At 69.6% G+C, this 25,065-nt stretch carries 18 protein-coding genes and 4 tRNA genes; 12 read left to right on the forward strand and 10 right to left on the reverse strand.

Going from position 1 to position 25,065, the window contains the following annotated elements:
• The first annotated feature begins 108 nt into the window (after positions 1-108).
• Genes purS through purL form a run of 3 tightly spaced genes read left to right on the forward strand, consistent with a single transcriptional unit; the run spans position 109 to position 3,304 of the window.
• A complete protein-coding gene (gene purS, locus JIX56_RS24540; RefSeq protein ID WP_257543581.1) occupies positions 109-372 on the forward strand; it encodes a phosphoribosylformylglycinamidine synthase subunit PurS in 264 nt (87 codons plus the stop codon).
• Complete coding sequence (gene purQ, locus JIX56_RS24545; RefSeq protein ID WP_257543582.1) at positions 369-1,049, forward strand: phosphoribosylformylglycinamidine synthase subunit PurQ; 681 nt, start codon at positions 369-371, stop codon at positions 1,047-1,049. Before purS ends, purQ begins: the two co-directional genes overlap by 4 nt.
• Positions 1,046-3,304 carry a phosphoribosylformylglycinamidine synthase subunit PurL gene (gene purL / locus JIX56_RS24550; RefSeq protein ID WP_257543584.1) on the forward strand — a complete coding sequence of 753 codons (2,259 nt, stop codon included), beginning with the start codon at positions 1,046-1,048 and terminating at the stop codon, positions 3,302-3,304. The genes purQ and purL overlap by 4 nt, the downstream gene beginning before the upstream one ends.
• Positions 3,305-3,378: 74 nt before the next feature.
• Here purL and JIX56_RS24555 read toward each other — a convergent pair whose 3' ends face one another.
• Entirely contained in the window at positions 3,379-4,971 is a 1,593-nt protein-coding gene (locus JIX56_RS24555) for a substrate-binding domain-containing protein (protein WP_257543586.1), read from the reverse strand.
• 439 nt (positions 4,972-5,410) lie between these two features.
• Between JIX56_RS24555 and JIX56_RS24560 the strand changes: the two genes are divergently transcribed.
• The 4 genes from JIX56_RS24560 to purM all read left to right on the forward strand — a co-directional run bounded on the left by JIX56_RS24560 (position 5,411) and on the right by purM (position 9,860).
• Complete coding sequence (locus JIX56_RS24560) at positions 5,411-6,208, forward strand: maleylpyruvate isomerase family mycothiol-dependent enzyme (RefSeq protein ID WP_257543588.1); 798 nt, start codon at positions 5,411-5,413, stop codon at positions 6,206-6,208.
• An 80-nt stretch (positions 6,209-6,288) separates the two neighbouring features.
• Positions 6,289-7,104 (forward strand): META domain-containing protein, encoded by an 816-nt coding sequence (locus tag JIX56_RS24565; RefSeq protein WP_257551085.1) that lies wholly within the window; start codon positions 6,289-6,291, stop codon positions 7,102-7,104.
• 84 nt (positions 7,105-7,188) lie between these two features.
• Positions 7,189-8,715, forward strand: coding sequence for an amidophosphoribosyltransferase (gene purF, locus JIX56_RS24570; protein WP_257543590.1), 1,527 nt, complete (start codon positions 7,189-7,191; stop codon positions 8,713-8,715).
• 74 nt (positions 8,716-8,789) lie between these two features.
• Positions 8,790-9,860, forward strand: coding sequence for a phosphoribosylformylglycinamidine cyclo-ligase (purM, locus tag JIX56_RS24575; RefSeq protein WP_257543592.1), 1,071 nt, complete (start codon positions 8,790-8,792; stop codon positions 9,858-9,860).
• Positions 9,861-10,062: 202 nt separating this feature from the next.
• Here the strand turns inward: purM and JIX56_RS24580 are convergent, their stop codons facing one another.
• Complete coding sequence (locus tag JIX56_RS24580) at positions 10,063-10,317, reverse strand: DUF3073 domain-containing protein (RefSeq protein WP_257543594.1); 255 nt, start codon at positions 10,315-10,317, stop codon at positions 10,063-10,065.
• Between the two features lie 323 nt (positions 10,318-10,640).
• On the reverse strand, positions 10,641-11,735 hold the full coding sequence (locus tag JIX56_RS24585) for a Leu/Phe/Val dehydrogenase (RefSeq protein WP_257543596.1): 1,095 nt from the start codon (positions 11,733-11,735) through the stop codon (positions 10,641-10,643).
• Positions 11,736-11,959: 224 nt separating this feature from the next.
• Here JIX56_RS24585 and JIX56_RS24590 point away from each other — a divergent pair, with 224 nt between their 5' ends.
• Together JIX56_RS24590 and bldC are read left to right on the forward strand one after the other, a co-directional pair.
• Complete coding sequence (locus JIX56_RS24590; RefSeq protein WP_257543598.1) at positions 11,960-12,802, forward strand: hypothetical protein; 843 nt, start codon at positions 11,960-11,962, stop codon at positions 12,800-12,802.
• 630 nt (positions 12,803-13,432) lie between these two features.
• Positions 13,433-13,639, forward strand: a complete 207-nt coding sequence (bldC, locus tag JIX56_RS24595; RefSeq protein WP_003949541.1) for a developmental transcriptional regulator BldC — start codon at positions 13,433-13,435, stop codon at positions 13,637-13,639.
• Between the two features lie 575 nt (positions 13,640-14,214).
• Here the strand turns inward: bldC and JIX56_RS24600 are convergent.
• From JIX56_RS24600 to JIX56_RS24630, 7 genes are all read right to left on the reverse strand, one after another.
• On the reverse strand, positions 14,215-14,406 hold the full coding sequence (locus JIX56_RS24600; RefSeq protein WP_257543600.1) for a DUF6274 family protein: 192 nt from the start codon (positions 14,404-14,406) through the stop codon (positions 14,215-14,217).
• 261 nt (positions 14,407-14,667) lie between these two features.
• Positions 14,668-14,742, reverse strand: a tRNA-Asp gene (locus JIX56_RS24605).
• A gap of 101 nt (positions 14,743-14,843) precedes the next feature.
• On the reverse strand, positions 14,844-18,821 hold the full coding sequence (gene hrpA / locus JIX56_RS24610; RefSeq protein ID WP_257543602.1) for an ATP-dependent RNA helicase HrpA: 3,978 nt from the start codon (positions 18,819-18,821) through the stop codon (positions 14,844-14,846).
• A 136-nt stretch (positions 18,822-18,957) separates the two neighbouring features.
• A tRNA-Phe gene (locus JIX56_RS24615) sits at positions 18,958-19,031 on the reverse strand.
• A 24-nt stretch (positions 19,032-19,055) separates the two neighbouring features.
• Positions 19,056-19,130 (reverse strand) — tRNA-Asp (locus JIX56_RS24620).
• 37 nt (positions 19,131-19,167) lie between these two features.
• A tRNA-Glu gene (locus JIX56_RS24625) sits at positions 19,168-19,240 on the reverse strand.
• 104 nt (positions 19,241-19,344) lie between these two features.
• Positions 19,345-20,973 carry a metallophosphoesterase family protein gene (locus JIX56_RS24630; RefSeq protein WP_257543604.1) on the reverse strand — a complete coding sequence of 543 codons (1,629 nt, stop codon included), beginning with the start codon at positions 20,971-20,973 and terminating at the stop codon, positions 19,345-19,347.
• A gap of 120 nt (positions 20,974-21,093) precedes the next feature.
• On the opposite strand from JIX56_RS24630, the gene JIX56_RS24635 reads away from it, so the two are divergent.
• The 3 genes from JIX56_RS24635 (at position 21,094) to JIX56_RS24645 (ending at position 24,967) form a co-directional block, all read left to right on the forward strand.
• A complete protein-coding gene (locus tag JIX56_RS24635) occupies positions 21,094-21,444 on the forward strand; it encodes a metallopeptidase family protein (protein ID WP_257543606.1) in 351 nt (116 codons plus the stop codon).
• Positions 21,445-21,656: 212 nt separating this feature from the next.
• Positions 21,657-22,184, forward strand: coding sequence for a hypothetical protein (locus tag JIX56_RS24640; protein WP_257543607.1), 528 nt, complete (start codon positions 21,657-21,659; stop codon positions 22,182-22,184).
• 524 nt (positions 22,185-22,708) lie between these two features.
• Positions 22,709-24,967 carry a DEAD/DEAH box helicase gene (locus JIX56_RS24645; RefSeq protein WP_257543609.1) on the forward strand — a complete coding sequence of 753 codons (2,259 nt, stop codon included), beginning with the start codon at positions 22,709-22,711 and terminating at the stop codon, positions 24,965-24,967.
• Positions 24,968-25,065 lie beyond the last annotated feature (98 nt).

Consider the following 25,065-nt stretch of genomic DNA (forward strand, 5'->3'; position numbering starts at 1 on the left):
GACCGCCGTCACGGGGAATCCCTGTAGTTTCCTACGAATCTACTCGCGTAGAAATTCTGTACGGGTAGTCTGAAGGAACCTGCTCAGCACCACACACCGGGAGTGCCAGTGGCACGCGTCGTAGTCGACGTCATGCTCAAGCCGGAGATCCTCGACCCCCAGGGCCAGGCGGTGCAGCGCGCGCTGCCGCGCCTCGGTTTCGAGGGTGTCTCCGACGTACGTCAGGGAAAGCGATTCGAACTGGAAGTGGACGGACCGGTGGACGGCGCCGCGCTCGCCCGCATCCACGAACTGGCGGAATCCTTCCTCGCCAACACCGTGATCGAGGACTTCACCGTCAAGGTCGAGGAAGTCGCGGAGGCAGGAAAGTGACCGCTCGTATTGGCGTCGTCACCTTTCCCGGCAGTCTCGACGACCGGGACACGCAGCGTGCGATCAGGCTCGCCGGTGCTGAACCCGTCGCTCTCTGGCACAAGGACAAGGACCTCCACCAGGTGGACGCCGTGGTGCTGTGCGGCGGGTTCTCCTACGGCGACTATCTGCGCGCCGGTGCCATCGCGCGCTTCTCGCCGGTGATGGAGACGGTCATCGAGCAGGCGAAGGCCGGACTGCCGGTCCTCGGCATCTGCAACGGCTTCCAGATCCTCACCGAGGCCCACCTCCTCCCGGGCGGGATGCTCGGCAACGACCACCTCCACTTCATCTGCCGTGACCAGAAGCTGCGGGTGGAGAACGCGCAGACCTCCTGGACCGCCGACTACGAGGCCGGCCAGGAGATCCACATCCCGCTGAAGAACATGGACGGCCGCTACGTGGCCGACCCGTACACGCTGGACAAGCTGGAGGCCGAGGGCCGCGTCGCTTTCCGCTACCTCGACTTCAATCCGAACGGCTCGCTCAACGACATCGCCGGCATCACGAACGAGGCGGGCAACGTCGTCGGTCTCATGCCGCACCCGGAGCACGCCGTGGAGCCGCTCATCGGCACCGGCCGCACCGACGGCCTCCCCTTCTTCACCTCGATCCTCAAGAAGCTGGTCAACGCATGAGCCGGACGCCTCTGGACACGGTCGAGCACGCGGCCGCGACCCCCGACGTCGAGCTGCCCTGGGCCGAACTGGGCCTGAAGAAGGACGAGTACGAGAGGGTCGTGGAGATCCTCGGCCGCCGGCCCACCGGTGCCGAGCTCGCCATGTACTCGGTCATGTGGTCCGAGCACTGCTCGTACAAGTCCTCCAAGGTCCACCTCCGCCAGTTCGGCGAGAAGGCCCCGCAGAGCGACGCGCTGCTGGTCGGCATCGGTGAGAACGCCGGTGTCGTGGACGTCGGCCAGGGCTACGCGGTCACCTTCAAGGTCGAGTCGCACAACCACCCCTCGTACGTCGAGCCCTACCAGGGCGCGGCCACGGGCGTCGGCGGCATCGTCCGCGACATCATCGCGATGGGCGCGCGCCCGGTCGCCGTGGTCGACCCCCTGCGCTTCGGCGCCGCGGACCACCCGGACACCAAGCGCGTCCTGCCCGGTGTCGTCGCCGGCATCGGTGGCTACGGCAACTGCCTGGGCCTGCCGAACATCGGCGGCGAGGTCGTCTTCGACTCCTGCTACCAGGGGAACCCGCTGGTCAACGCCGGTGCCATCGGCGTCATGCGGCACGAGGACATCCACCTCGCGAAGGCCTCCGGCGCGGGCAACAAGGTCATCCTCTACGGGGCCCGCACCGGCGGCGACGGCATCGGCGGCGCCTCGATCCTCGCCTCCGAGACCTTCGACGACGCCAAGCCGTCGAAGCGCCCCGCGGTCCAGGTCGGCGACCCCTTCCAGGAGAAGCTCCTCATCGAGTGCACCCTGGAGGCGTTCAAGGAGAAGCTGGTCGTCGGCATCCAGGACCTCGGCGCGGCCGGGTTGTCCTGCGCCACGTCCGAGCTGGCCTCGAACGGCTCGGGCGGCATGCTCGTCACCCTCGACGACGTACCCCTGCGTGACTCGACCCTCTCGCCCGAGGAAATCCTCATGAGCGAGTCGCAGGAACGCATGTGCGCGGTCGTCGAGCCGGAGAAGGTCGACCGGTTCCTCGAGATCTGCGACAAGTGGGACGTCATCGCCACGGTCATCGGTGAGGTGACCGACGGCGACCGTCTGGAGATCTACTGGCACGGCGGCAAGATCGTCGACGTCGACCCGCGCACGGTCGCGCACGACGGCCCGGTCTACGAGCGCCCGTACGCCCGCCCCGAGTGGCAGGACGCGCTCCAGGCGGACGACGCGAACAAGCTGCCGAGGCCCGCGACCAGCGACGAGCTTCGTGACCAGGTCATGAAGCTGGTGGCCTCCCCGAACCAGGCCTCCAAGTCCTGGATCACCAGCCAGTACGACCACTTCGTGCAGGGCAACACGGTGCTCGCCCAGCCCGAGGACTCCGGCATGATCCGCGTCGACGAGGAGAGCGGCCTCGGCGTCGCCATCGCGACGGACGGCAACGGCCGCTACGCCAAGCTGGACCCGTACCACGGCGCCCAGCTGGCCCTGGCGGAGGCGTACCGCAATGTCGCCACCACCGGCGCCAAGCCCCTCGCCGTCTCCGACTGCCTGAACTTCGGCTCTCCCGAGGACCCGGCGGTCATGTGGCAGTTCGCCGAGGCCGTACGCGGTCTCGCGGACGCCTGCCAGCAGCTGGGCACCCCGGTGACCGGCGGCAACGTCTCGCTCTACAACCAGACGGGCGAGGTGGCCATCCACCCCACCCCGGTCGTCGCGGTCCTGGGCGTCATCGACGACGTCGCCCGGCGCACGCCGGTCGCCTTCCAGGAGGAGGGCCAGCTGCTCTACCTCCTCGGCGACACCCGTGAGGAGTTCGGCGGCTCGGCCTGGTCCCAGGTCGTCCACGACCACCTGGGCGGTCTGCCCCCGCAGGTCGACCTGGAGCGTGAGCGCCTGCTGGCCGAGATCCTTATCTCCGCCTCCCGCGACGGCATGATCGACTCCGCGCACGACCTCTCCGACGGCGGCCTGATCCAGGCGGTCGTGGAGTCGGCCCTGCTCGGCGGCAAGGGCGCGCGTCTGATCGTCCCGGACGGCCTGGACGCGTTCACCTTCCTGCTGTCGGAGTCGGCGGGACGTGCGGTCGTCGCCGTCCCCCGCTCCGAAGAGGTCCGCTTCAACGACATGTGCGGCGCCCGGGGCCTCCCGGCCACCCGTATCGGTGTCGTCGACGGCGACTCGGTCGACGTCCAGGGCGAGTTCACCCTCACCCTGGAGGAGCTGCGCACCGCCCACGAGGGCACGATCCCGGCGCTGCTGGCGTAACGCCGGTCGGCACGACGCCTCAAGGCCGCCGCTCCGGGCTCCCTAGTGGGTCCGGAGCGGCGGCCTTGTGCCGCTCAGCACCTCATCGCGGTGTCCCGGGAGTCCTCCACATCCCGGCACGGCAGGAACCCCTGGCCCTCCAGCAGCTTGGACACGCCCCGGCTGCGCAGGAAGTCGAGGAAGTTGCGGGGGAGGCCCGTGGCACCCGGCTGGGTGTAGAGGACCTCCGAGGCCCAGAACTTGTAGTTGCCGTTGAGGACGTTCTCGCGGGTCGGGGCCGTGCTGTTGATCGGCACCGTGCGGACGTTGGGGTAGAAGGGGAGGGCGTCGGCCTCGGCGTACCCGATGGCGTTCGGCGTTCGGTTGACGTAGTCGAGCAGTTCCAGCGTGGACCGCACCCAGCAGATCCGGGGCGGGTTCTCGTTGCCGGTGTCCTCCTGGCCCGGCGCGGGGCGGGGGCAGGCGTCGGCGCTGGACAGGGCGGGAACGGGGCCGAGGACCCGGTTCTCGAAGACGTTCCGGGTGCCCGACCCGTTGGAGCGGATGACCGCCACGGGGGTGCTGGTGAGGCGGCCCTCGGTGTCGCCGAGCGTGCCTCCGGAGAAGATCTGCCGGAGCTGCTCCTGGCTCAGGCCCTTGTCCCAGAGGGACTCGCCGTTGGTGAGGTCCTTGCCGAGCGACTCGTTCGCCACGACCGCGAAGACGAGGACCCCGACGTGGTGGGCGTCGTAGCCCTGCTCCGGCTTCTGCCCGGCCACGCTGTCGACCATGGCGATGGTCTCGTCGGCCGGGTGCTCCGCCAGCGCCCGCAGCCCCTCCTCGCTGGAGCTCGGCCGCAGCTCCACCCTGGCCCCGGGGCACCGCTCCTCGTACGCCTCCTTGACCTGGTGGGCCAGGGGCGAGAAGGCGGTCGAGCCCGTCAGGGTGAGCGTGCCCGGGGAGCACGTGGCGTTCAGCGCGAGGCTTCTGTTGTTGGCGTAGACGCCGGTGCCGACGCTGAGGGAGGCCACGAGGAGGATGACGATGGCGGTGGCCAACCGGCGCCTGGCCCGCCCGAAGCTCCACTTGATACGGCCGCCCCGCAGCTTCCCGGTGTGGGTGATCTTGGGCTTGTTCGTGGTGCCGGTGCCGTCGTCCTCGACCAGCACCAGCAGCCGGAAGTGCTCGCCCCGGTTGAGGGTGAACAGCGGCAGCGTGATGGTGTCGGTCGGCTCGGGTACGGGCTGCCGCGCGTCGTCGCCGTCGGCCGGCTCGGGCTGGATGGCGGCGCGCACGAAGGGGCGCAGGGCGCTCTCCAGGGGCTCGTGGGCGTCGCGCACCTTGAAGTGGACGACCTTCTTGCCCTCGAACCGGAAGGTCAGCGGAGCGGCGAAGTGCTCCGGCTCCAGCGGCTGCACCCCGGAGTTGCGCACCTCCAGGATGACCAGACTGCCCTCGCTGATCTGCCGTCCCTGCCAGTGGATCTCCCACATGCCGGGCGGCGGCTGGTTGTTGATGTGCTTGTTGATGGGCCCGTTGTAGACCTCGCTCCAGCTGATCCGCCGCCAACCCTGGTACTTGTCCAGCCAGTACGCCCCGAGGCTCGCGGACAGGGCACACACCAGGGCGCCCGCCCACATCTGTCCGTTGCTCAGCCCGCCGAAGAAGTCGGCGATGGTCTCGAACACCTCTCGTCCCCCTGATCGAGCATGCGCCCCAAGAGGAACGAATGATCGATCAGGGAGACTTACGTCACACCACGTCGCACTGTCCACCCGGAGAACGGACGGTGCCGATCCGGTGACAGCCCGCCGATAGCCGGGTGGTCTCGTTGTCAGTGACCGGCGCCGGCTTCGGCCCCTCGTACGGCCACTTCGCGCTCACCGTCCGCACGAAACCCGGCGACGGCGAGGCCAACGCCGTCAGGACCCTGAAGCACACCTCTTTCCCCAGGCTGTGGATACCGGACGCGCAGCTGAAGGAGCCGCGTCGGCGAAGGGATCCTGCCACTGGTACGCCGAATGCGTCGGCGGCCTGCCGGACGACACCGGCCTCCTCGGGAGGGCGACCCCGCCGTCCACACCATCAGTACCCCGGCCGCGCTCCCCTCGGAATAGGCTCCCCACCATGCCCCCGGCCAAGAAACGCCCCCGCACCTACGACCCGGCCAAGACCCGCAAGGCCGTGCTGGCCCAGTTCGGGAACGTACGGGAGGCCGTGGGCACCCTCACCGCCGAGCAGCTCGCGCTGCCGACCCGGCTCGGGGAGTGGACCGTGCGGGACCTGGCCGCGCACCTCACCATGGCCGTCGAGAGCGTCAGCCGTGCCCTCGGCCGGGACGAGCCCGCCAAGGCCGAGTTCGGCCCGCTCGACTACGCCTCCGTGACCGCCACGTACGCCGACGCCGTCGCCGAGGGCAGCCACCACCTGGCCGAGGCCAACCCCGACCTCGTCGCCCTCTACGCCGGCGCCGGGCAGCGCATCGGTGACGCGCTCGCCGTGACCCCGAAGGACCGGGTCATCGACACCCGCGCCGGCGGCATGATGCTCGACGACTATCTGCTCACCCGCACCATCGAACTCGTCGTCCACACCGACGACCTGAACGCCGCCGTCCCCGGCCTCGACATCCCGTACGACCGGCACGCCCTCGCCACCTGCGTCCGGCTGCTCGCCGACACCCTCGCCGCGCGGGCGCCCGGCGGTTCGACGGAGGTGCGGATCCCGCCGTACGCCGTCGTGCAGTGCGTGGAGGGGCCGAGGCACACCCGGGGCACCCCGCCGAACGTCGTCGAGACCGACCCGCTGACCTGGATCCGCCTCGCGACCGGCCGCCTGGGGTGGGCCGGCGCCCTGGACGAGGCGAAGGTCTCCGCGAGCGGCGAACGGGCGGACCTGAGCGGGCTGCTGCCCCTCATGGGCTGAGCCCGGCTCCCGCAGAGCCCGGCGGCACCACCCAGGAAAACCCGGTGGAACCACCCATGCACCCCACCCGTCCCACCGCCATGGACAAGCGACTGACCCTCACCGCCCTGGCCCTGCTTCCGCTTCCGCTGCTCGCGGCCTGCGGCACCGAGTCGGCCGGCGACTCCGGCAGCGGCAACGTCGGCTCGGACACCTCGAAGGCCTCGGTCACCGGGGTCCGCTGGAAGGTCGACAGCCTCACCGTGGGCGGGAAGACCGAACAGGCCCCCGACGGCGCGTACCTCAAGATCGCCGACAACGGCGAGGTCGACGGCAACTACGGCTGCAACACCTTCGGCTCGACCGCCGCCTTCAAGGACGACGGCATCGACTTCGACACCGCCCGGTCCACCGAGATGGCCTGCGGCGACGTCCCGATGAAGTTCGAGGAGAGCTTCGCCCGCACACTCGACGCCGGGAAGTTCACGGCCGAGACCACCGACGGCACGCTCACGCTCACCACGGGCGACGGCGACACCGTGAAGCTGAGCGAGGAGAAGCCCGCCGAGCTGTACGGCACGAAGTGGCGGATCGACTCCCTCATGGACCACGACGTCGCCACCTCCCTCCCCGAGGCCGCCCAGGGCAAGGCCTGGTTCACCCTCGACAAGAAGGCCGGAACGCTCCAAGGAAGCCTCGGCTGCAACGAGGTGTCGGCGAAGGCCACGGTGAGCGAGGACAAGATCACCCTCGGCAATCCGCGGACCACCCGCAAGATGTGCTCCGACTCACTCATGGCCGCCGAACGGAGCCTCCTGGAGCTCTTCAAGGGCACGGTGGAGTACCGGATCGATCACCGCGCTATCACGCTGACCAGCGAAAACAACGCGGGCATCGGTGCCGTCGCCGCAAAGTGACCTGCGGCCGCCCGCAGTCGGGAACCGGGTCGGGCGAGATCACCGGATTCGGACCGGTGCGCGATCTCGCCTACACTCGGTTGTGTGCCACGTGGTGACGGACGACTCAACCACGACCTTCTCCCCGGCGAGAAAGGCCCCCAGGACGCATGCGGCGTCTTCGGTGTCTGGGCTCCGGGCGAAGAGGTCGCGAAGCTCACTTACTTCGGGCTCTACGCCCTCCAGCATCGGGGCCAGGAATCCGCGGGTATCGCGGTCAGCAACGGCTCCCAGATCCTCGTCTTCAAGGACATGGGCCTCGTTTCCCAGGTCTTCGACGAGACCTCGCTCGGTTCCCTCCAGGGTCACATCGCGGTCGGTCACGCCCGCTACTCGACCACCGGCGCCTCCATCTGGGAGAACGCCCAGCCCACCTTCCGTGCCACCGCGCACGGCTCCATCGCGCTCGGCCACAACGGCAACCTGGTCAACACGGCCCAGCTCGCCGAGATGGTCGCCGACCTGCCCAAGCAGGAGGGCCGTACGCCCCGCGTCGCGGCCACCAACGACACCGACCTGCTCACCGCGCTCCTCGCGGCCCAGGTCGACGAGGACGGCCGGCCACTGACCGTCGAAGAAGCCGCCCCGAAGGTCCTCCCGCAGGTCCGCGGCGCCTTCTCCCTGGTCTTCATGAACGAGCACACCCTGTATGCCGCCCGTGACCCGCAGGGCATCCGCCCGCTGGTCCTCGGCCGGCTGGAGCGCGGCTGGGTCGTCGCCTCCGAGGGCGCCGCCCTCGACATCTGCGGCGCGAGCTTCGTCCGCGAGATAGAGCCGGGCGAGTTCATCGCCATCGACGAGAACGGTCTGCGCAGCTCCCGATTCGCGGACGCGAAGCCCAAGGGCTGTGTCTTCGAGTACGTGTACCTGGCCCGCCCGGACACCGACATCGCCGGCCGGAACGTGTACCTCTCCCGCGTGGAGATGGGCCGCAAGCTCGCCAAGGAAGCCCCCGCCGACGCCGACCTGGTCATAGCGACCCCGGAGTCCGGCACCCCCGCCGCCATCGGTTACGCGGAGGCCTCGGGCATCCCGTTCGGTGCGGGTCTGGTGAAGAACGCCTATGTCGGACGTACGTTCATCCAGCCCTCCCAGACGATCCGCCAGCTCGGCATCCGGCTGAAGCTGAACCCGCTGAAGGAAGTCATCAAGGGCAAGCGCCTGGTGGTCGTCGACGACTCGATCGTCCGCGGCAACACCCAGCGCGCCCTGGTCCGGATGCTCCGCGAGGCGGGCGCCGCCGAGGTCCACATCCGGATCTCCTCGCCGCCCGTGAAGTGGCCCTGCTTCTTCGGCATCGACTTCGCCACCCGCGCCGAGCTCATCGCCAACGGCATGACGGTCGACGAGATCGGCACCTCGCTCGGCGCCGACTCCCTGGCGTACATCTCCCTCGACGGCATGATCGAGGCGACCACCATCGCCAAGCCGAACCTCTGCCGCGCCTGCTTCGACGGCGAGTACCCGATGGACCTGCCGGACCCCGAGCTGCTCGGCAAGCAGCTCCTGGAGACCGAGCTGGCAGCCGGGCCCGCCGCCACGGCCGCGGCCGACGCGATCCGTCGCCCGTAAGACAGCCCGTAGACAGCGGGTAACACCTTCTTACCTGCGCTTATCTGCAGTACGACACGAAAGTTCTCACCGTCATGTCTGAGACAACTGGTGCCAGCTACGCAGCCGCGGGCGTCGACATCGAGGCGGGCGACCGCGCCGTAGAGCTGATGAAGGAGTGGGTCAAGAAGACGCAGCGCCCCGAGGTCCTCGGCGGCCTCGGCGGTTTCGCCGGCCTCTTCGACGCCTCCGCCCTCAAGCGCTACGAGCGCCCGCTGCTCGCCTCCGCCACGGACGGCGTCGGCACGAAGGTCGACATCGCGCGTCAGCTGGGCGTCTACGACACCATCGGCCACGACCTGGTCGCGATGGTGATGGACGACATCGTGGTCTGCGGCGCCGAACCGCTGTTCATGACCGACTACATCTGTGTCGGAAAGGTCCACCCCGAGCGTGTCGCCGCCATCGTCAAGGGCATCGCCGAGGGCTGTGTCCTCGCCGGCTGCGCCCTCGTCGGCGGCGAGACCGCCGAGCACCCCGGCCTCCTCGGCCCGGACGACTTCGACGTCGCCGGCGCCGGCACGGGCGTGGTCGAGGCGGAACGGCTGCTCGGCCCGGATCGTATCCGTACGGGTGACGCGGTGATCGCCATGGCGGCCTCCGGCCTTCACTCGAACGGGTACTCGCTCGTCCGCCACGTCCTGCTGAACCAGGCCGGTCTCTCCCTGGACGCCGAGATCGCCGAACTCGGCCGCACCCTCGGCGCGGAGCTCCTGGAGCCCACCAAGATCTACTCCCTGGACTGCCTGGCCCTCACCCGCACCACCGAGGTCCACGCCTTCAGCCACGTCACCGGCGGCGGCCTCGCCGCCAACCTGGCCCGCGTCATCCCCGACACCCTCCACGCGACGGTCGACCGCACCACGTGGACCCCGGCCCCGATCTTCGACCTCGTCGGCAAGACGGGCCAGGTCGAACGCCTGGAGCTGGAGAAGACCCTCAACATGGGCGTAGGCATGATCGCGATCGTCCCGCAGGAGTCGGCAGACGTGGCCCTGACAACGCTGGCCGACCGCGGCGTCGAGGCCTGGGTGGCAGGCGAAATCACCGACCGCAACGACCACGCAACGGGCGCGGAACTGGTGGGCGACTACGCACGGGGCTGAACAGTAAACGCGCCCCTGATGGGCCGAAGGCCTAAAAGGGGCGCGGGGAACTGCGCGAGCAACCACGACGAACCGGCAGCCGCCAAAACCACAGTGGCCCCCAACCCATTAGGCGCCCCTGCCCCAAGCGGAGTGCAACCGCACAAAACCCGGTCCGGCGGTGGTAACCCGCCCGGACCGGGCAAAGCGCAGCGGTACGGCGTCAAGCTCCGCGACGATGCGACGCGGGACCGGACTCGTCGTCCTCGTCCTCATCGTCGTCGTTGTAGAGATCCGCGTACTGGGCGTACGGGTCGTCGTCGTCTTCGTCGTCCTCGAACGGCTCGCCGTTCGGAGGTTGGCTCGAAGTCGATGCGCCCAGCTCGCTGGCCAGACGCGACAGGTCAGTCCCGCCGCTGTTGTACTTCAGCTGGCGGGCGACCTTCGTCTGCTTGGCCTTGGCCCGGCCGCGCCCCATGGCTCGACCCCCTCGGTGACGGGGCTCGACGGCCCCAGAGTCTTGACACGCGTTCATGATCTGGAACGGGCTCTCCGTGGAGAGACCGGTCCGTAGGGCTTCCACGGTACCTGAGCCCACGCCCATACGGTACGTCGCCCGCAGGACGTGCCGGTACCCAGAACCCGCGATGAGCCCTGTCCTCGCTGGTCAACCGCGATTTTAACCGTTTCTCGGCGAGCGACCCGCCGACGGAAGTGAGAGTTCTCTCTAAAGCCGCCGACGGGTACCGGCCGACGCCGTACGACCGCCGCGAGACCGCCGTACGACGCCCCCGCGCAGGGTCAGCGACGGCGCCGGGCGGCCGCCTCGTGCATCCGCTGCTCGGCGATCCGGTCGGCCGCGGCGGCCGGCGGAACACCATCTGTATTCGCACGTGCGAAGATCGCCAGCGTGGTGTCGTAGATCTTCGCGGCCTTCGCCCTGCACCGCTCGAAGTCGAACCCGTGGAGCTCGTCGGCGACCTGGATGACCCCGCCGGCGTTCACCACGTAGTCCGGCGCGTAGAGGATCCCGCGGTCGGCGAGGTCCTTCTCGACACCGGGGTGCGCGAGCTGGTTGTTGGCGGCGCCGCACACCACCTTGGCGGTGAGCACGGGCACGGAGTCGTCGTTCAGGGCCCCGCCGAGCGCGCAGGGCGCGTAGATGTCCAGCCCCTCGGTGCGGATGAGCGCGTCGGTGTCGGCGACGGCGGTGACCCCTTCCGGGTGACGGTCGAGGATCCGCCGTACGGCGTCCTCGCGCACATCCGTGATCACGGTCTCGGCGCCCTCCGCCCGCAGATGCTCCACGAGGTGGTGGCCGACCTTGCCGACGCCCGCGATGCCGACCCTGCGGCCGCGCAGCGACGGATCGCCCCACAGGTGCTGGGCGGAGGCCCGCATGCCCTGGTAGACGCCGAAGGCGGTCAGGACGGACGAGTCGCCCGCGCCGCCGTTCTCCGGGGACCGGCCCGTCGTCCAGCGGCACTCGCGCGCCACGACGTCCATGTCGGCGACGTACGTGCCGACGTCGCAGGCGGTGACGTAGCGGCCGCCCAGCGAGGCCACGAACCGCCCGTAGGCGAGCAGCAGCTCCTCGCTCTTGATCCGGTCGGGGTCACCGATGATCACGGCCTTGCCGCCGCCGTGGTCGAGCCCGGCCATGGCGTTCTTGTACGACATCCCGCGCGCGAGGTTCAGCGCGTCGGCGACGGCCTCCGCCTCGGTCGCGTACGGGTAGAAGCGTGTGCCGCCGAGAGCGGGGCCCAGCGCGGTGGAGTGGATGGCGATGACGGCCTTGAGGCCGCTGGCCCGGTCCTGGCAGAGCACGACTTGCTCGTGACCGCCCTGGTCCGACTGGAACAGGGTGTGCAGGACGCCGTCAGATACGTCGGTCACTGTGGTGACTCCTGGGTAAGAAGCGGCGGTGGGGTGACAGGCTCCCGTACGGGTGGCGGGGTCTGTGAGCATGAGATTAGAGCCTGCGTCCGCCGTACAGCGGCGCAGCCTCAGGATCACCCCACTTCCGGAGTACGGCCGTGGTGGGATCCGCACAGTTTTCCGGCCCGCCGGTGTGCGGGTTCGGCAGGTTTCCCCGGTGGCAGCCGGGGGAGGGAGCAGGCGTGCCCAAGGTGTCCTCGGTGATCGTCCCGTACGCGTCCTACCTCCGCGTGTACGAGCCGCTGGCGGCCTTCCCCGAGCCCGAGCGCGGCCACTGGGCCCGCTACGCCCGGCGCCCGGACCGGCCCTCGTACCAGGAGGAGCTGCGCCGCTCGCTGGCCGATCTGCTGCCCGTCCCGCCGGTCCCGGTGCCGGTGCACGAGAGCAGTGACGCCTTCGTGCTGGACGTCGACGGGGTGGTCCATATCTGCCCCTGGCGGACCCGGCTGCGCGGCTGGCAGGCGCTCGGCGACCTGGCCGAGGAGCTGCCCGCCCCGGTCCTGGACGCGGTGCTGCCGCCGCTGGTGCGCCGGCAGGCGAGCCAGGACTACGAGCGCTGGATGGTCCGCAACCCCGACGCCCGGCCGTGGATCCGCACCTCGACCTGGCAGGTGCCGCTGAACTGGTTCGTCCTCGTCTCGGACGAGGAGCGGACGTACGAGAAGGGCTCGGGCGAGAGCTCGCCCGTGCTTCGCTATCGCACGCCCATGGTGGAGGCCCGGCGGCGCGTGGCGCGCGGTCTGCGGGCGCTGCGGGACGCGATCGACGAGGGGCCGCTCATCGACGGTCTGATCGACGTGGGCCGCTGGCTGGAGGAGTTCCACCCGCGCTCGCTGGTCGAGCTGGACTACGGCGGTCTCGTGCACGTCCTGCCCGCCGACGAGCTGGACGGCGACCACTCCGCCGCCGACGTCGCCGAGGGCATCGAGGCCCTCCGCACCGGGGACGGCCTCGCCGCCGGGGAGGCGTACGGGCGTCTGGTCGAGCGCTGGCGGGCGGTACGGGACCGGCGCTCGGCGAACTGAGTCGGCGCTCGGTGAGCTGAACCGGGCCGAACCGGTTGAACCGGCTCAACCTCTCAGCCGTACTTGTGACTTGTGAGGCCAGTGGGAAAAGGCTTTCCACGAAAGCCGAAGCATGGTGAACTGTCCACCCTTGGCCCAGACTTGACGCACCGAAGTTCCACAGGGGCGCCATCACGGGACGTAGGTCCCGATCCGGGCTTTTGTATCAAGCAGGCGCCAAGCGTGACGGATTGCACTTACGCGGGCCTTGCCTCTTACGCACCTCCTCGTGTCAAAATAGGACAAGGAGCCCGGGGGAGGCTCCTTCTGCCCACGTATGGGTGGAATCTCAGCATTGCACGCTTTGGGGGGTCTTGTGACTCCTGCACGCCACTGTGACTGATCGTCACAGTGGCGTGACTGTCCGCTATGGCATGGTCCATCGGCATCCGTCGCTGATGAACACCTGGGAGGGCAATTCCATCGGTTTGGCCGACGCGGCTGGACAGATGGTGTAGTTGTAGTGCCGAGGACAAGCCGTTCGTCCTATAACCGACTCGACTCGCGTCCGCCATTTCGGGCAACGCGGGTCAAGGTGCAGAATTTAGAGGAAAGAACCGAGAAGGTTCGGTTCTCCCGAGGAGGCCGCTCATGACCGCTCGCACCCCTGATGCCGAGCCGCTGCTGACCCCGGCTGAGGTCGCCACCATGTTCCGCGTCGACCCCAAGACGGTCACGCGGTGGGCGAAGGCCGGCAAGCTCACGTCCATCCGTACGCTCGGCGGACACCGCCGTTACCGCGAGGCTGAGGTCCGCGCACTGCTCGCGGGCATTCCGCAGCAGCGCAGCGAGGCCTGAACCGCCGCATAGCAGGGCATTTCGGCTGGTCCCCCAATCGGCCGAGAGCCCAGAAGCACCGCTCACACAGCTCCAAGCGACGCGGGTCCTGCCCCAACAGGTCCCACGCCCGAGCCACTCATAGCTTTCCAGGAGGCCACCCGCCTCCTGGACGTCGTCAGGCAAGCAACAAGGGTGCGTCGTAGATCGCGCTGGACTCCGCCGGGTCCAGCGCGATCTTTTTTTGTGCGCGGGGGCGTGTGGATGTGTGGTGGGGGCGCGCGGGGCGTGCGGCGGGGTGGCGAGGGAGGCGCGTGCCTACCGATTTCGGGTCTGGGAGCGGCAGGTTGTGCGCGGGCTTGTCGGACTCTGGGGAGGGGTGTCGGATCTCCTGTGCAGGCTCTCGGTGAGTGGTGCAATTGCACATATTAAATTGACCAGTTGTAGGGGACCTGTAAACGGCGACCTTCTGGAAACTCTTGCAGTGACACCCGTCACATGTCGGGGTCCTTGTTGCCCGAGCGGCATCTGCGGTAATGGGTACGGGAGTTGAGCGCGACACGCCCTCGCCGAGTGTGTTCCCTGTCGGGCGAGTCTCACGCCTTGGAAGGCGTCTCGTCCTCCGCGGGCCCTTCGATGCCGTCCTCGCCGCCCGCCCCGGGCTCCGTCGCCAGCCGCAGCAGCCGGTGGCAGATCGGGCAGTGGGGGGTGAGGTGGCGGTACGAGGAGGCGGCCGACAGATGAGCACGGAGCAGTGCGCGGGTCTCGTGCCGAGCGGACGCCGCCATGCGCCACCTCCGGGGGTCTGTGGGCCCTGAATCTGAGGTACCGGTGGAATGTGACGCCGTCAACCCCCAGCGCCGCCCCTGAAGGGCCGCAGGCCCCTTCAGGGGCACGGGGAACCGCGCGATCGGCCACACGTGACCCGCACTCACCCAACAACCCTGTTTTTCCGAGCTCTTGGGCGGGGCGGAGGCGGGAGAAGCCGGCTGCCCGCAGCACGGCGAAAGGCCCGCATCCATACCGGATGCGGGCCTCTCGTCATCGTGCGGTCCTGACGGGATTTGAACCCGCGGCCTCCACCTTGACAGGGTGGCGAGCACTCCAAACTGCTCCACAGGACCAGGTTTCGCAGATCCGCGCCGTGTTGCCGCGCTGGCCTGCGAGAAGAGACTGTACAGGAGCGGGAGCCTCGCGGTCGAACTCACTCAGCGTGCGGGCCTCGTCACGGCACCGCCGCGTCGATCGCCTTCACGATCCGCTTGTCGGAGACGGGATACGCCGTGCCGAGGGCGTGGGCGAAGTAGCTGACGCGCAGTTCCTCGATCATCCAGCGGATCTCCAGGACGGAGGAGGGGATAGGCCGTCCCTGCGGCAGCTGTTCCAGGAGCCAGGCGTACTCGTCCCGCATCTCGTGGACCTTCTCCATGCGGGAGGTGTCCCGCTGGACGCCGGTCGGCATCTGCTGCAGCCGGCGGTCCGCGGCCACCAGATAGCGCATCAGGTCCGGGAGACGGCGCAGCCCCGCCTCCGTCACGAACCCGGGCTTCACGAGGGCGTCCAACTGCCCCCGTACGTCCGCGAGGTTGGCGAGGAGGGCCGGGCTCCGCGTGGACTTCAGACGGCGCTCACAGGCCTGCCAGGCGGCGAGGACCTGCTGCACCTGCCCGACCGTCCGCACGGTCGTGTCGACGATCTCGGCGCGCACCTTGTCGTACAGCTTGCGGTACGACGACTCGTCCCACGCCGGCCCGCCGAAGTCGGCGATCAGCTTGTCGGCCGCCGCCATCGCGCAGTCGTCGAACAGCGCCTGGATCGAACCGTGCGGATTGGCCGACAGAGCGAGCTTCTGAGCGTTCGTGAGCTTTTCGGACGCGAACTTCGCGGGGTTGACCGGGATGTTGCGCAGGATCAGCCGGCGCGTGCCCTTCCACATCGCCTCCGTCTGCTCCGCCTCCGTGTCGAAGAGACGTACGGAGACGGTGTTCGCCGTCGGTCCGTCGTCCACGAGCGCCGGATACGCCTTCACCGGCTGCCCGGCCCGGCGGGTCTCGAAGACGCGGGTGAGGGAGCCGATGCTCCAGTCCGTCAGACCCTTCCGCTCCAGGGACTCGCCGCCCTGGCGCTCGGCCGTGGCCGCGGCCGCCTGGGAGAGGGCCTGGCGCGCCTTCGGCTTCAGCTCGACGCGCAGCGACTCCAGGTCCTTGTCCTCGGCCACCTTCCGCCGTCGCTCGTCGACGATCCGGAAGGTGATCTTCAGATGGTCGGGGACCCGGGCCCAGTCGAAGTCCTCGGGCGTGACCGGTACACCCACCATGCGCTTCAGCTCACGGGCCATCGTCACGGTCAGCGGCTCCTGCAGGGGCACCGCCTGGGCCAGGAACCGCTGCGCGAAGTTCGGCGCCGGTACGTAGTTCCGGCGGATCGGCTTCGGGAGGGAACGGATCAGCTCCGTCACCACGTCCTCCCGTAGACCCGGGATCTGCCATTCGAAGCCCTCGTCCGTGACCTGGTTGAGGACCTGGAGGGGAATGTGGACGGTCACGCCGTCGGCGTCCGCTCCCGGCTCGAACTGGTAGGTGACACGGAACTTGAGCTGTCCCTGGCGCCAGGAGTCCGGGTAGTCGTCCTTCGTGACCGCCTCCGCCGACTCCCGGATGAGCATCTCCCGCTCGAAGTCCAGGAAGTCGGGTTGTTCGTGCCGCTTGTGCTTCCACCAGGAGTCGAAGTGGGCGCCCGACACGACGTGTTCGGGGACCCGCTGGTCGTAGAAGTCGAAGAGCGTGTCGTCGTCGACCACGATGTCCCGGCGCCGGGCCCGGTGCTCCAGCTCCTCGACCTCGCTGAGGAGCTTGCGGTTGTCGGCGAAGAACTTGTGGTGCGTACGCCAGTCGCCCTCGACGAGCGCGTTGCGGATGAACAGCTCGCGGCTGGCCTCCGGGTCGACGCGACCGTAGTTGATCTTCCGCTGGGCGACGATCGGTACGCCGTAGAGCGTGACCTTCTCGTACGCCATCACGGCCGCCTGGTCCTTCTCCCAGTGCGGCTCGCTGTAGGTGCGCTTCAGCAGGTGCTCGGCGAGCGGTTCGACCCACTCGGGCTCGATCCTGGCGTTGACGCGCGCCCAGAGGCGGCTCGTCTCCACCAGCTCCGCCGACATCACGAACCGCGGGGGTTTCTTGAAGAGGGCGGAGCCCGGGAAGATCGCGAACTTGGCGTTCCGCGCGCCCAGGTACTCGTTCTTCCCCGTGTTCCTCCCGCCCTCTCCCCCGGCCTCCTTCACATCCTTCATGCCGATGTGCGAGAGCAGGCCGGCGAGCAACGACACATGGACATGCTGCTCGGGCGCGTCGTCCTCGTTGAGATGGATGCCCATCTGCTTGGCGACCGTGCGCAGCTGGCTGTAGATGTCCTGCCACTCGCGGATGCGCAGGAAGTTCAGATACTCCTGCTTGCACATCCGGCGGAAGGACGACGAGCCGCGCTCCTTCTGCTGCTCGCGGATGTACCGCCAGAGGTTGAGGAACGCCAGGAAGTCGCTGGTCTCGTCCTTGAAGCGGGCGTGCTGCTGGTCCGCCTGCGCCTGCTTGTCGGCGGGGCGCTCGCGCGGGTCCTGGATGGACAGCGCGGCGGCGATCACCATGACCTCGCGGGCACAGCCGTTCTTGTCGGCCTCCACGACCATCCGGGCCAGGCGCGGGTCGACGGGCAGCTGGGAGAGCTTGCGGCCCATCTCGGTCAGACGCTTGCGAGCGTCCTTCTGTGCCGGGTCGAGCGCGCCGAGCTCCTGGAGGAGCTGGACGCCGTCGCGGATGTTGCGGTGGTCCGGCGGGTCGATGAAGGGGAACTTCTCGATGTCACCGAGGCCGGCCGCGGTCATCTGGAGGATGACGCTCGCCAGGTTCGTACGGAGGATCTCGGCGTCCGTGAACTCCGGGCGGGCCTCGAAGTCGTCCTCGGAGTACAGCCGGATGCACACACCGTCGGACGTACGGCCGCAGCGGCCCTTGCGCTGGTTGGCGCTGGCCTGGGAGATCGGCTCGATCGGCAGCCGCTGGACCTTGGTGCGGTGGCTGTAGCGGGAGATGCGGGCGAAGCCCGGGTCGATCACGTACTTGATGCCGGGGACCGTGAGGGAGGTCTCGGCGACGTTCGTGGCCAGAACGATCCTGCGGCCGGTGTGCGGCTGGAAGACCCGGTGCTGCTCGGCGTGCGAGAGCCGGGCATAGAGGGGGAGTACTTCGGTGAAGCGGTAGTTCTTCTTGATCAGCGCGTCGGCGGTGTCGCGGATCTCCCTTTCCCCGGAGAGGAAGACCAGGATGTCGCCCTTGCCCTCCCCTTGAAGCTCCTCGACGGCGTCGCAGATCGCGGTGATCTGATCGCGGTCCGAGTCGTCGCCGTCCTCTTCGAGGAGCGGGCGGTAGCGCACCTCGACCGGGTACGTACGGCCGCTGACCTCGACGATCGGTGCGTCCCCGAAGTGCCGGGAGAAGCGCTCGGGGTCGATGGTCGCGGAGGTGATGACGACCTTGAGGTCGGGGCGCTTGGGCAGCAGCTGGGCCAGGTAGCCCAGCAGGAAGTCGATGTTGAGGGACCGCTCATGGGCCTCGTCGATGATGATCGTGTCGTAGGCGCGCAGCTCGCGGTCCGTCTGGATCTCGGCGAGCAGGATGCCGTCCGTCATCAGCTTCACGAAGGTCGCGTCCGGGTTCACCTGGTCGGTGAAGCGGACCTTCCAGCCGACGGCCTCGCCCAGGGGCGTCCGCAACTCCTCCGCCACACGCTCGGCGACCGTACGGGCGGCGATACGACGGGGCTGCGTGTGCCCGATCATGCCGCGCACGCCGCGCCCCAGCTCCATACAGATCTTGGGGATCTGGGTCGTCTTCCCGGAGCCGGTCTCACCCGCGACGATGACGACCTGGTGATCGCGGATGGCGGCCGCGATGTCGTCCTTCTTCTGGCTGACGGGCAGCTGCTCGGGATACGAGACGGCCGGCACGCGCGCGGCGCGCTCGGCCATACGGACCTCGCCCTTGGCGACCTCCGCCTCGATCTCGGCGAGAACGGCGGCCCGGGCCTCGGGCTTACGGATCTTGCGTGCGCCTTCGAGTCTGCGCCCGAGCCGGTGCGCGTCGCGCAGGGACAGCTCGGCCAGGCGGGGGGCGAGGGCGCCGAAGGCGGGGGCGGGGTGAGTGGACATACGCGACCCAGGATCTCACCTCCGGGAAACGAGGGGCGAACGCTTTTGCGTCCGGTCCGCTACATGCCCGCTCCGTGCCCGCTTCGTGAGACACGAAGACCCCCTCCGGTTGCCCGGAGGGGGTCTTCGTTCGATGTGGCTGGGGCCGGGGTCGAACCGGCGACCTATCGCTTTTCAGGCGATCGCTCGTACCAACTGAGCTACCCAGCCGCGGTGTTTCACGTGAAACACCAGCGGTCCTGACGGGATTTGAACCCGCGGCCTCCACCTTGACAGGGTGGCGAGCACTCCAAACTGCTCCACAGGACCAAGCTTGTGCGGGACTAGTCTCGCACAGAGTGTTGCGTGCCCCCAACGGGATTCGAACCCGTGCTACCGCCTTGAAAGGGCGGCGTCCTAGGCCGCTAGACGATGAGGGCTATCGGCCCGCCTGGGCGCTTCTCAGCGCGTCGGGGACGTGAGAAGCATACGGGGTGGCGGGAGGTATCGCCAAAACGGTTTACGGGACCGCTCGCGCGGCGGTTTACGGGCCACTGGGGGACTCCTCGGTCGCCGTGCTTCCGGAGGGCGACGGGGACTGCTCGTCCCCGGGTTCGGCCCCCGGCTGGTTCTCCTTCGGCAGGTGGCGGCTGACCTCGGCCGTCGTCAGGCCCAGGCCGCCGAGTTTGATCTCGTCCCAGGCTTGGAGGCGGCGGGTGTCGCGGTCGAGGTAGAGGACCGACGCCTCGATCGGGTCGGGGTACTGCTGCTCCAGGGCGCGCAGACCGCTGCCGCCGGTCGAGCCCTCGATACGGAGGCGGGTGCCCTCGTCCAGGATCTCCATCTCGGGGTGGTGGAGGTGCCCGGCGAGGACGAGGGGGACGTCGCCGTCCGTCTCCCGGGCGGCGTCCGGGTTGTGGGCGATCGCGATGTCCACGGGGGTGCCCGCCGCCTTCTGGGCGCGCAGGGACTCCGCCAGCCGCTGCCCGGCCGCCTCCTCCGAGGGCAGGCCCGACTTCCCGCCCGAGCGGTCCGGGGTGAACTGCGGATCACCCATCCCCGCGAAGCGCAGCCCGCCCACGCTCACCGCCTTGCCCTCGTCGAGGACGTGCGCGTTGTCGATGCCCTCCAGATAGCGCTGGGTCTCCCGCGAGTCGTGGTTGCCGCGGACCCAGACGTACGGCGCCCCGAGGTCGGCGATCGGGTCGAGGAAGGCGTTCTCGGCGGCGGTGCCGTGGTCCATGGTGTCGCCGGAGTCGACGATGACGTTGATCTCGTACTGCTCCACCAGCGAGGCGATGATCTTCCAGCTCGCGGGGTTCAGATGGATGTCGGAGACATGCAGGACGCGGATCGTGGTCGGGTCGGGCTGGTACGCGGGGAGCGTGGACGTGACGTCGTACAGCTTGGTCACGTTCGTCACCAGGCGCGCCAACTCCTTCTGGTAGACGTCGAACTCGGTGACGATGCTGCGCGCGTTGCCCACGATGGACGGCGCGGAGGAGAGCAGGCCCGAGAACTTCGGCTCCAGGACGGAGTTCGGGTTCCAGGTGGCCGCAGCGGTCCCGCCGGCGCCCGCCAGGAGTACGAAGGCGAGGCCGCCGGCGGCGAGGGCGCGGCGGGGGCGGCGGTAGACGGCGAGGCCGAGCGTGGTGGCCCCGGCGACGACGGCGACGCCGGAGCGTATGGCCAGGTCGCGGGTGCCGTGCTCGACGTCGGAGGCGATCTCCTCCTGCAGCCCGGAGATCCGCTCCGGGTGGTCGACCAGGGCCTGGGCGCGGTCCGGGTCGAGCTGGTCGACGTTCACGTCCAGGCGCACGGGGGCGTTGTGGCTGCGCAGTTCCAGGGCGCCGAGCGGGGAGACGTTGATCTTCGTGCCGCCGGTGAAGGACGGGCGCAGGGTCATCGTGGTGTTCATGGGGCCGACCGGGGTGCGTACGTTCCCCACGATCAGCAGGCCCAGCCAGGCGCCGAGCAGGACGACCGCGACCAGTCCGAACGCGCGGCCCCAGGGGTGGGGGTGGTGGACCAGTTCGAGGGTCGGGAGCGTGCGGCGCGAGCGATAGTGCCGCGCCAGGGCGCGGGGGGCCTGCGGCATGGCCTGGGGGATACGGCTCAGGGTCGTACGCAGAGCGTTGGCGGCGGTGGCTAGGGCGGCGGGGACGCGGGCCATTGGTCCCGTATGCCCATGGGTGGGGGTGGATATGCGGCGGGGTGGGTGGGGGTCGGGGAGTGGTGCTGCTTTTGCTGCTCGTGTCTCTCGTACGCGCGGGTCGTGCATGACAATGGCCGTGTGCTGGAGATGACGCGCGAGGAGTTCGAGGAACTGGTCGCCGAGGCGTTGGACCGGATCCCGCCGGAGCTGACGCGGCTGATGGACAACGTGGCGGTGTTCGTCGAGGACGAGCCGCCCACCGCCGACCCCGAGTTGCTCGGGCTGTACGAGGGGACTCCGCTCACGGATCGCGGGGAGTGGTACGCGGGGGTGCTGCCGGACCGGATCACGATCTACCGGGGGCCGACGCTGCGGATGTGCGAGACGCGGGAGGACGTGGTCGCCGAGACCGAGGTGACCGTGGTGCATGAGATCGCGCATCACTTCGGGATCGACGACGCGCGGTTGCACGCGCTGGGGTACGGATAGCCGCGGGGTGGGGCGTGGGCTCCCGGTACGTGCGGGTGTGGGGGAGTTGGTCCGTGCGGTTCCCCGCGCCTCTCCGGGGCGCGGCTTCGACCGGGGGTTGTGAGGCACGGCACTCGTAGGGGCACGGGGCTTCGGTCGGCGCGTGTCTTCTTGTGGGCGGCGGGAGTTGGGCAGGGGGACTCCTCTTTCGCCCCCCTTCGGAGGTGGCCGCTGTGCGCGCCTTGAACGTATCCGTCCGTCTGGCCGCCACGGTCATGGCCGTCGCGGCAGCCGCCGGCTGTATGAGCGTGGGGGACGACGGGCGGAAGCCCGGGCCGTCGCCCTCCGCGGGACAGCCGGGTGGTGAGAAGCCGGACGGGGGCACCGCGGTGACGGGCGGAGGCGGTACGGGGTACCAGGCCGGGAAGCGGAAGGGGCGTGCCTCCGCCTCGCCCGACCCTTCCGCGTCCGGGTCGGCGTCCCCGTCGGCGTCGGCCTCCGGGGCCGCGAAGCCGTCCGGGAAGGCGGCGCCGCCCAAGGGGGGCAAGGAGGAGGGGAAGGGGGAGCGGCCGGAGAAGCCCGAGCCGACGAAGGGGGAGCCGACTCCCACGCCGACGGTGGTGGAGCCTGAGCCGGAGCCGACGAAGCCGGTGGAGTCGCCGTCGCCGGAGCCTTCGGCCGAGCCGTCGTCGTCCGCGCACGAGCAGGGGGCGCAGTTGGTGGAGCGGGAGCCGGCGCCTCGGGCGGGGGAAGCGGCGTAGGCCTCCGGCGGTTGGGCGGGGCTGGTCGGGTGGGGTGGTTCGGCGGCAGCGGGTGGGTGGATGCTGGTCGCGCCGTTCCCCGCGCCCCTTTCGGGGCTCCGCCCCGGACCCCGCCAGGGGCGCTGCGCCCCCGGGACCCCCACTGAGTCCTGTCATTCGTCAGGCCGCGGAATTATCGGCCTCCCCCGTAAGTTGTACTGAGAACCCCGTCACGATTCCCCGTGCCGGACCACACCCCAGCGACCTCTCACCGCTCGCTCCTCCCCCCTCCGATCGGCCCGATCGCACACATCCGGGCCGGGCAGTTCCTGGCCTGACCTGCGGGTATCCGCTCGGTTTGCCTTGAGGGGTGGTGGGTGCGTATGGTGGTAGATCGTTTGATCCCATTTGCCCGGCGCCACTGCAGAGCGCGCCGTGTGGCGCGTACTCTCCCTTGCCGTGGCGGACCGCATAGAGGCGGTCGTGTGCGAATCACGGAGTTGACGGGCGCGTGCCGACGAGACTCCGGAAGGTTTCGCATACGCATGTCCATTTCCAGTACTGATCACGTCGTCGTGCCCGAGAACGGTGAAGACGTCGAGAACGTCGAGAGCATCGACAACGTCTCCGTCGAGGAGGCCCCCAAGGCCCCCGAGGTCACCTTCGCGACCCTCGGTCTCCCCGACGGCATCGTGCGCAAGCTCGCGCAGAACGGCGTGACCGTCCCCTTCCCGATCCAGGCCGCGACCATCCCGGACGCCCTGGCCGGCAAGGACATCCTCGGCCGCGGCCGTACCGGCTCCGGCAAGACCCTCTCCTTCGGTCTGCCGACCCTGGCCTCGCTGGCCGGCGGCCGCACCGAGAAGCACAAGCCGCGCGCCGTCATCCTCACGCCGACCCGTGAGCTCGCGATGCAGGTCGCGGACGCGCTGCAGCCGTACGGGGACGTCCTCGGGCTGAAGATGAAGGTCGTCTGCGGCGGTACCTCCATGGGGAACCAGATCTACGCCCTGGAGCGGGGCGTCGACGTCCTGGTCGCCACCCCGGGCCGTCTCCGCGACCTCATCAACCGCGGTGCCTGCTCGCTGGAGAACGTCCAGGTCGCCGTGCTCGACGAGGCCGACCAGATGTCGGACCTGGGCTTCCTGCCCGAGGTGACCGAGCTGCTCGACCAGATCCCGGCCGGCGGCCAGCGGATGCTGTTCTCCGCGACGATGGAGAACGAGATCTCCACCCTGGTCAAGCGCTACCTGACCAACCCGGTCACGCACGAGGTCGACAGCGCCCAGGGCAACGTCACGACCATGTCGCACCACATCCTCATCGTGAAGCCGAAGGACAAGGCGCCGGTCACGGCCGCCATCGCCTCCCGCAAGGGCCGCACGATCATCTTCGTCCGCACGCAGCTGGGCGCCGACCGCATCGCCGAGCAGCTCTGCGACTCCGGTGTGAAGGCCGACGCGCTGCACGGCGGTATGACGCAGGGCGCCCGTACCCGTGTGCTGGAGGACTTCAAGAAGGGCTACGTCAACGCGCTCGTCGCGACCGACGTCGCCGCCCGCGGCATCCACGTCGACGGCATCGACCTGGTCCTGAACGTGGACCCGGCCGGCGACCACAAGGACTACCTGCACCGGGCCGGCCGTACGGCGCGTGCCGGGCGTACGGGCACGGTCGTGTCCCTCTCCCTGCCGCACCAGCGCCGCCAGATCTTCCGGCTGATGGAGGACGCGGGCGTCGACGCCGGGCGTCACATCATCCAGGGCGGTACGACGTTCGAACCCGAGGTCGCCGAGATCACCGGCGCCCGGTCGATGACCGAGGTCCAGGCCGAGTCCGCCGGCAACGCCGCACAGCAGGCCGAGCGTGAGGTCGCTCACCTCAGCAAGCAGCTGGAGCGGGCCACGCGCCGCGCCGCCGAACTGCGCGAGGAGGCCGACCGGCTGACCGCGCGTGCCGCGCGGGAGCGGGGCGAGGACCCGGAGGCGGCCGTCGCCGCCGCTGCCGCGGAGACCGCCGCCGTCGCCGTCGCTGAGGACGGCGCGTCGGTCGAGGCCCCGGTCGCGATCGTCGAGCAGCCGTCGTACGAGCGTCCCTCGTACGACCAGCCGCGTCAGCGCCGCGAGGAGCGGGGCAACGGCGGTTACGAGCGTCGTGACAACGACCGTGGCGACCGTGGTGGGTTCCGCCGGGACGACCGTCGTGACGGTGACCGTGGTGGGCGTTCCTTCGACCGGAACGACCGCAACGACCGTGGTGGCAGTGCCGGTGGGTTCCGTCGGGACAACGACCGTGGCGGCCGTACCTTCGAGCGTCGCGACGACCGGGGTGGCAGTGGCTTCCGCCGGGACAACGACCGCCGGGACGACCGTCGTGACGGTGACCGTGGTGGGCGTTCCTTCGACCGCAACGACCGCAACGACCGCGGTGGCAGCGGCGGCAGCGGCTTCCGTCGGGACAACGACCGTGGTGGGTTCGAGCGTCGTGACGGTGAGCGTGGCGGTCGTACGTTCGAGCGCCGCGACGACCGTGGTGGCAGTGCCGGTGGGTTCCGTCGGGACAACGACCGTGGCGGCCGTACCTTCGAGCGTCGCGACGAGCGCGGCGGGCACCGGGGCAGCGACCGTCCGTTCAACCGTGACCGTCAGGGCGACCGCCCGGGCTTCCGCTCCGGCGGCCACGAGCGCCCGTACGGCCGTCGTGACGACCACCGCGGCACCGGCACGGGTACTGGCACCGGCACCGGCACCGGCTCTTCCTTCGGCCGTCGTGACGACAAGCCGCGCTGGAAGCGCAACGGCTGAGCCGATGCGCGTGTGATGCCGGCTGATGTGTGATGCAGGCTGACGGCTGACACAGGGAAGGGCCCGTACGACTCCGGTCGTACGGGCCCTTCTGTCTT

Origin of the sequence: Streptomyces sp. CA-210063, assembly GCF_024612015.1 — a bacterium.
Taxonomy (GTDB): domain Bacteria; phylum Actinomycetota; class Actinomycetes; order Streptomycetales; family Streptomycetaceae; genus Streptomyces.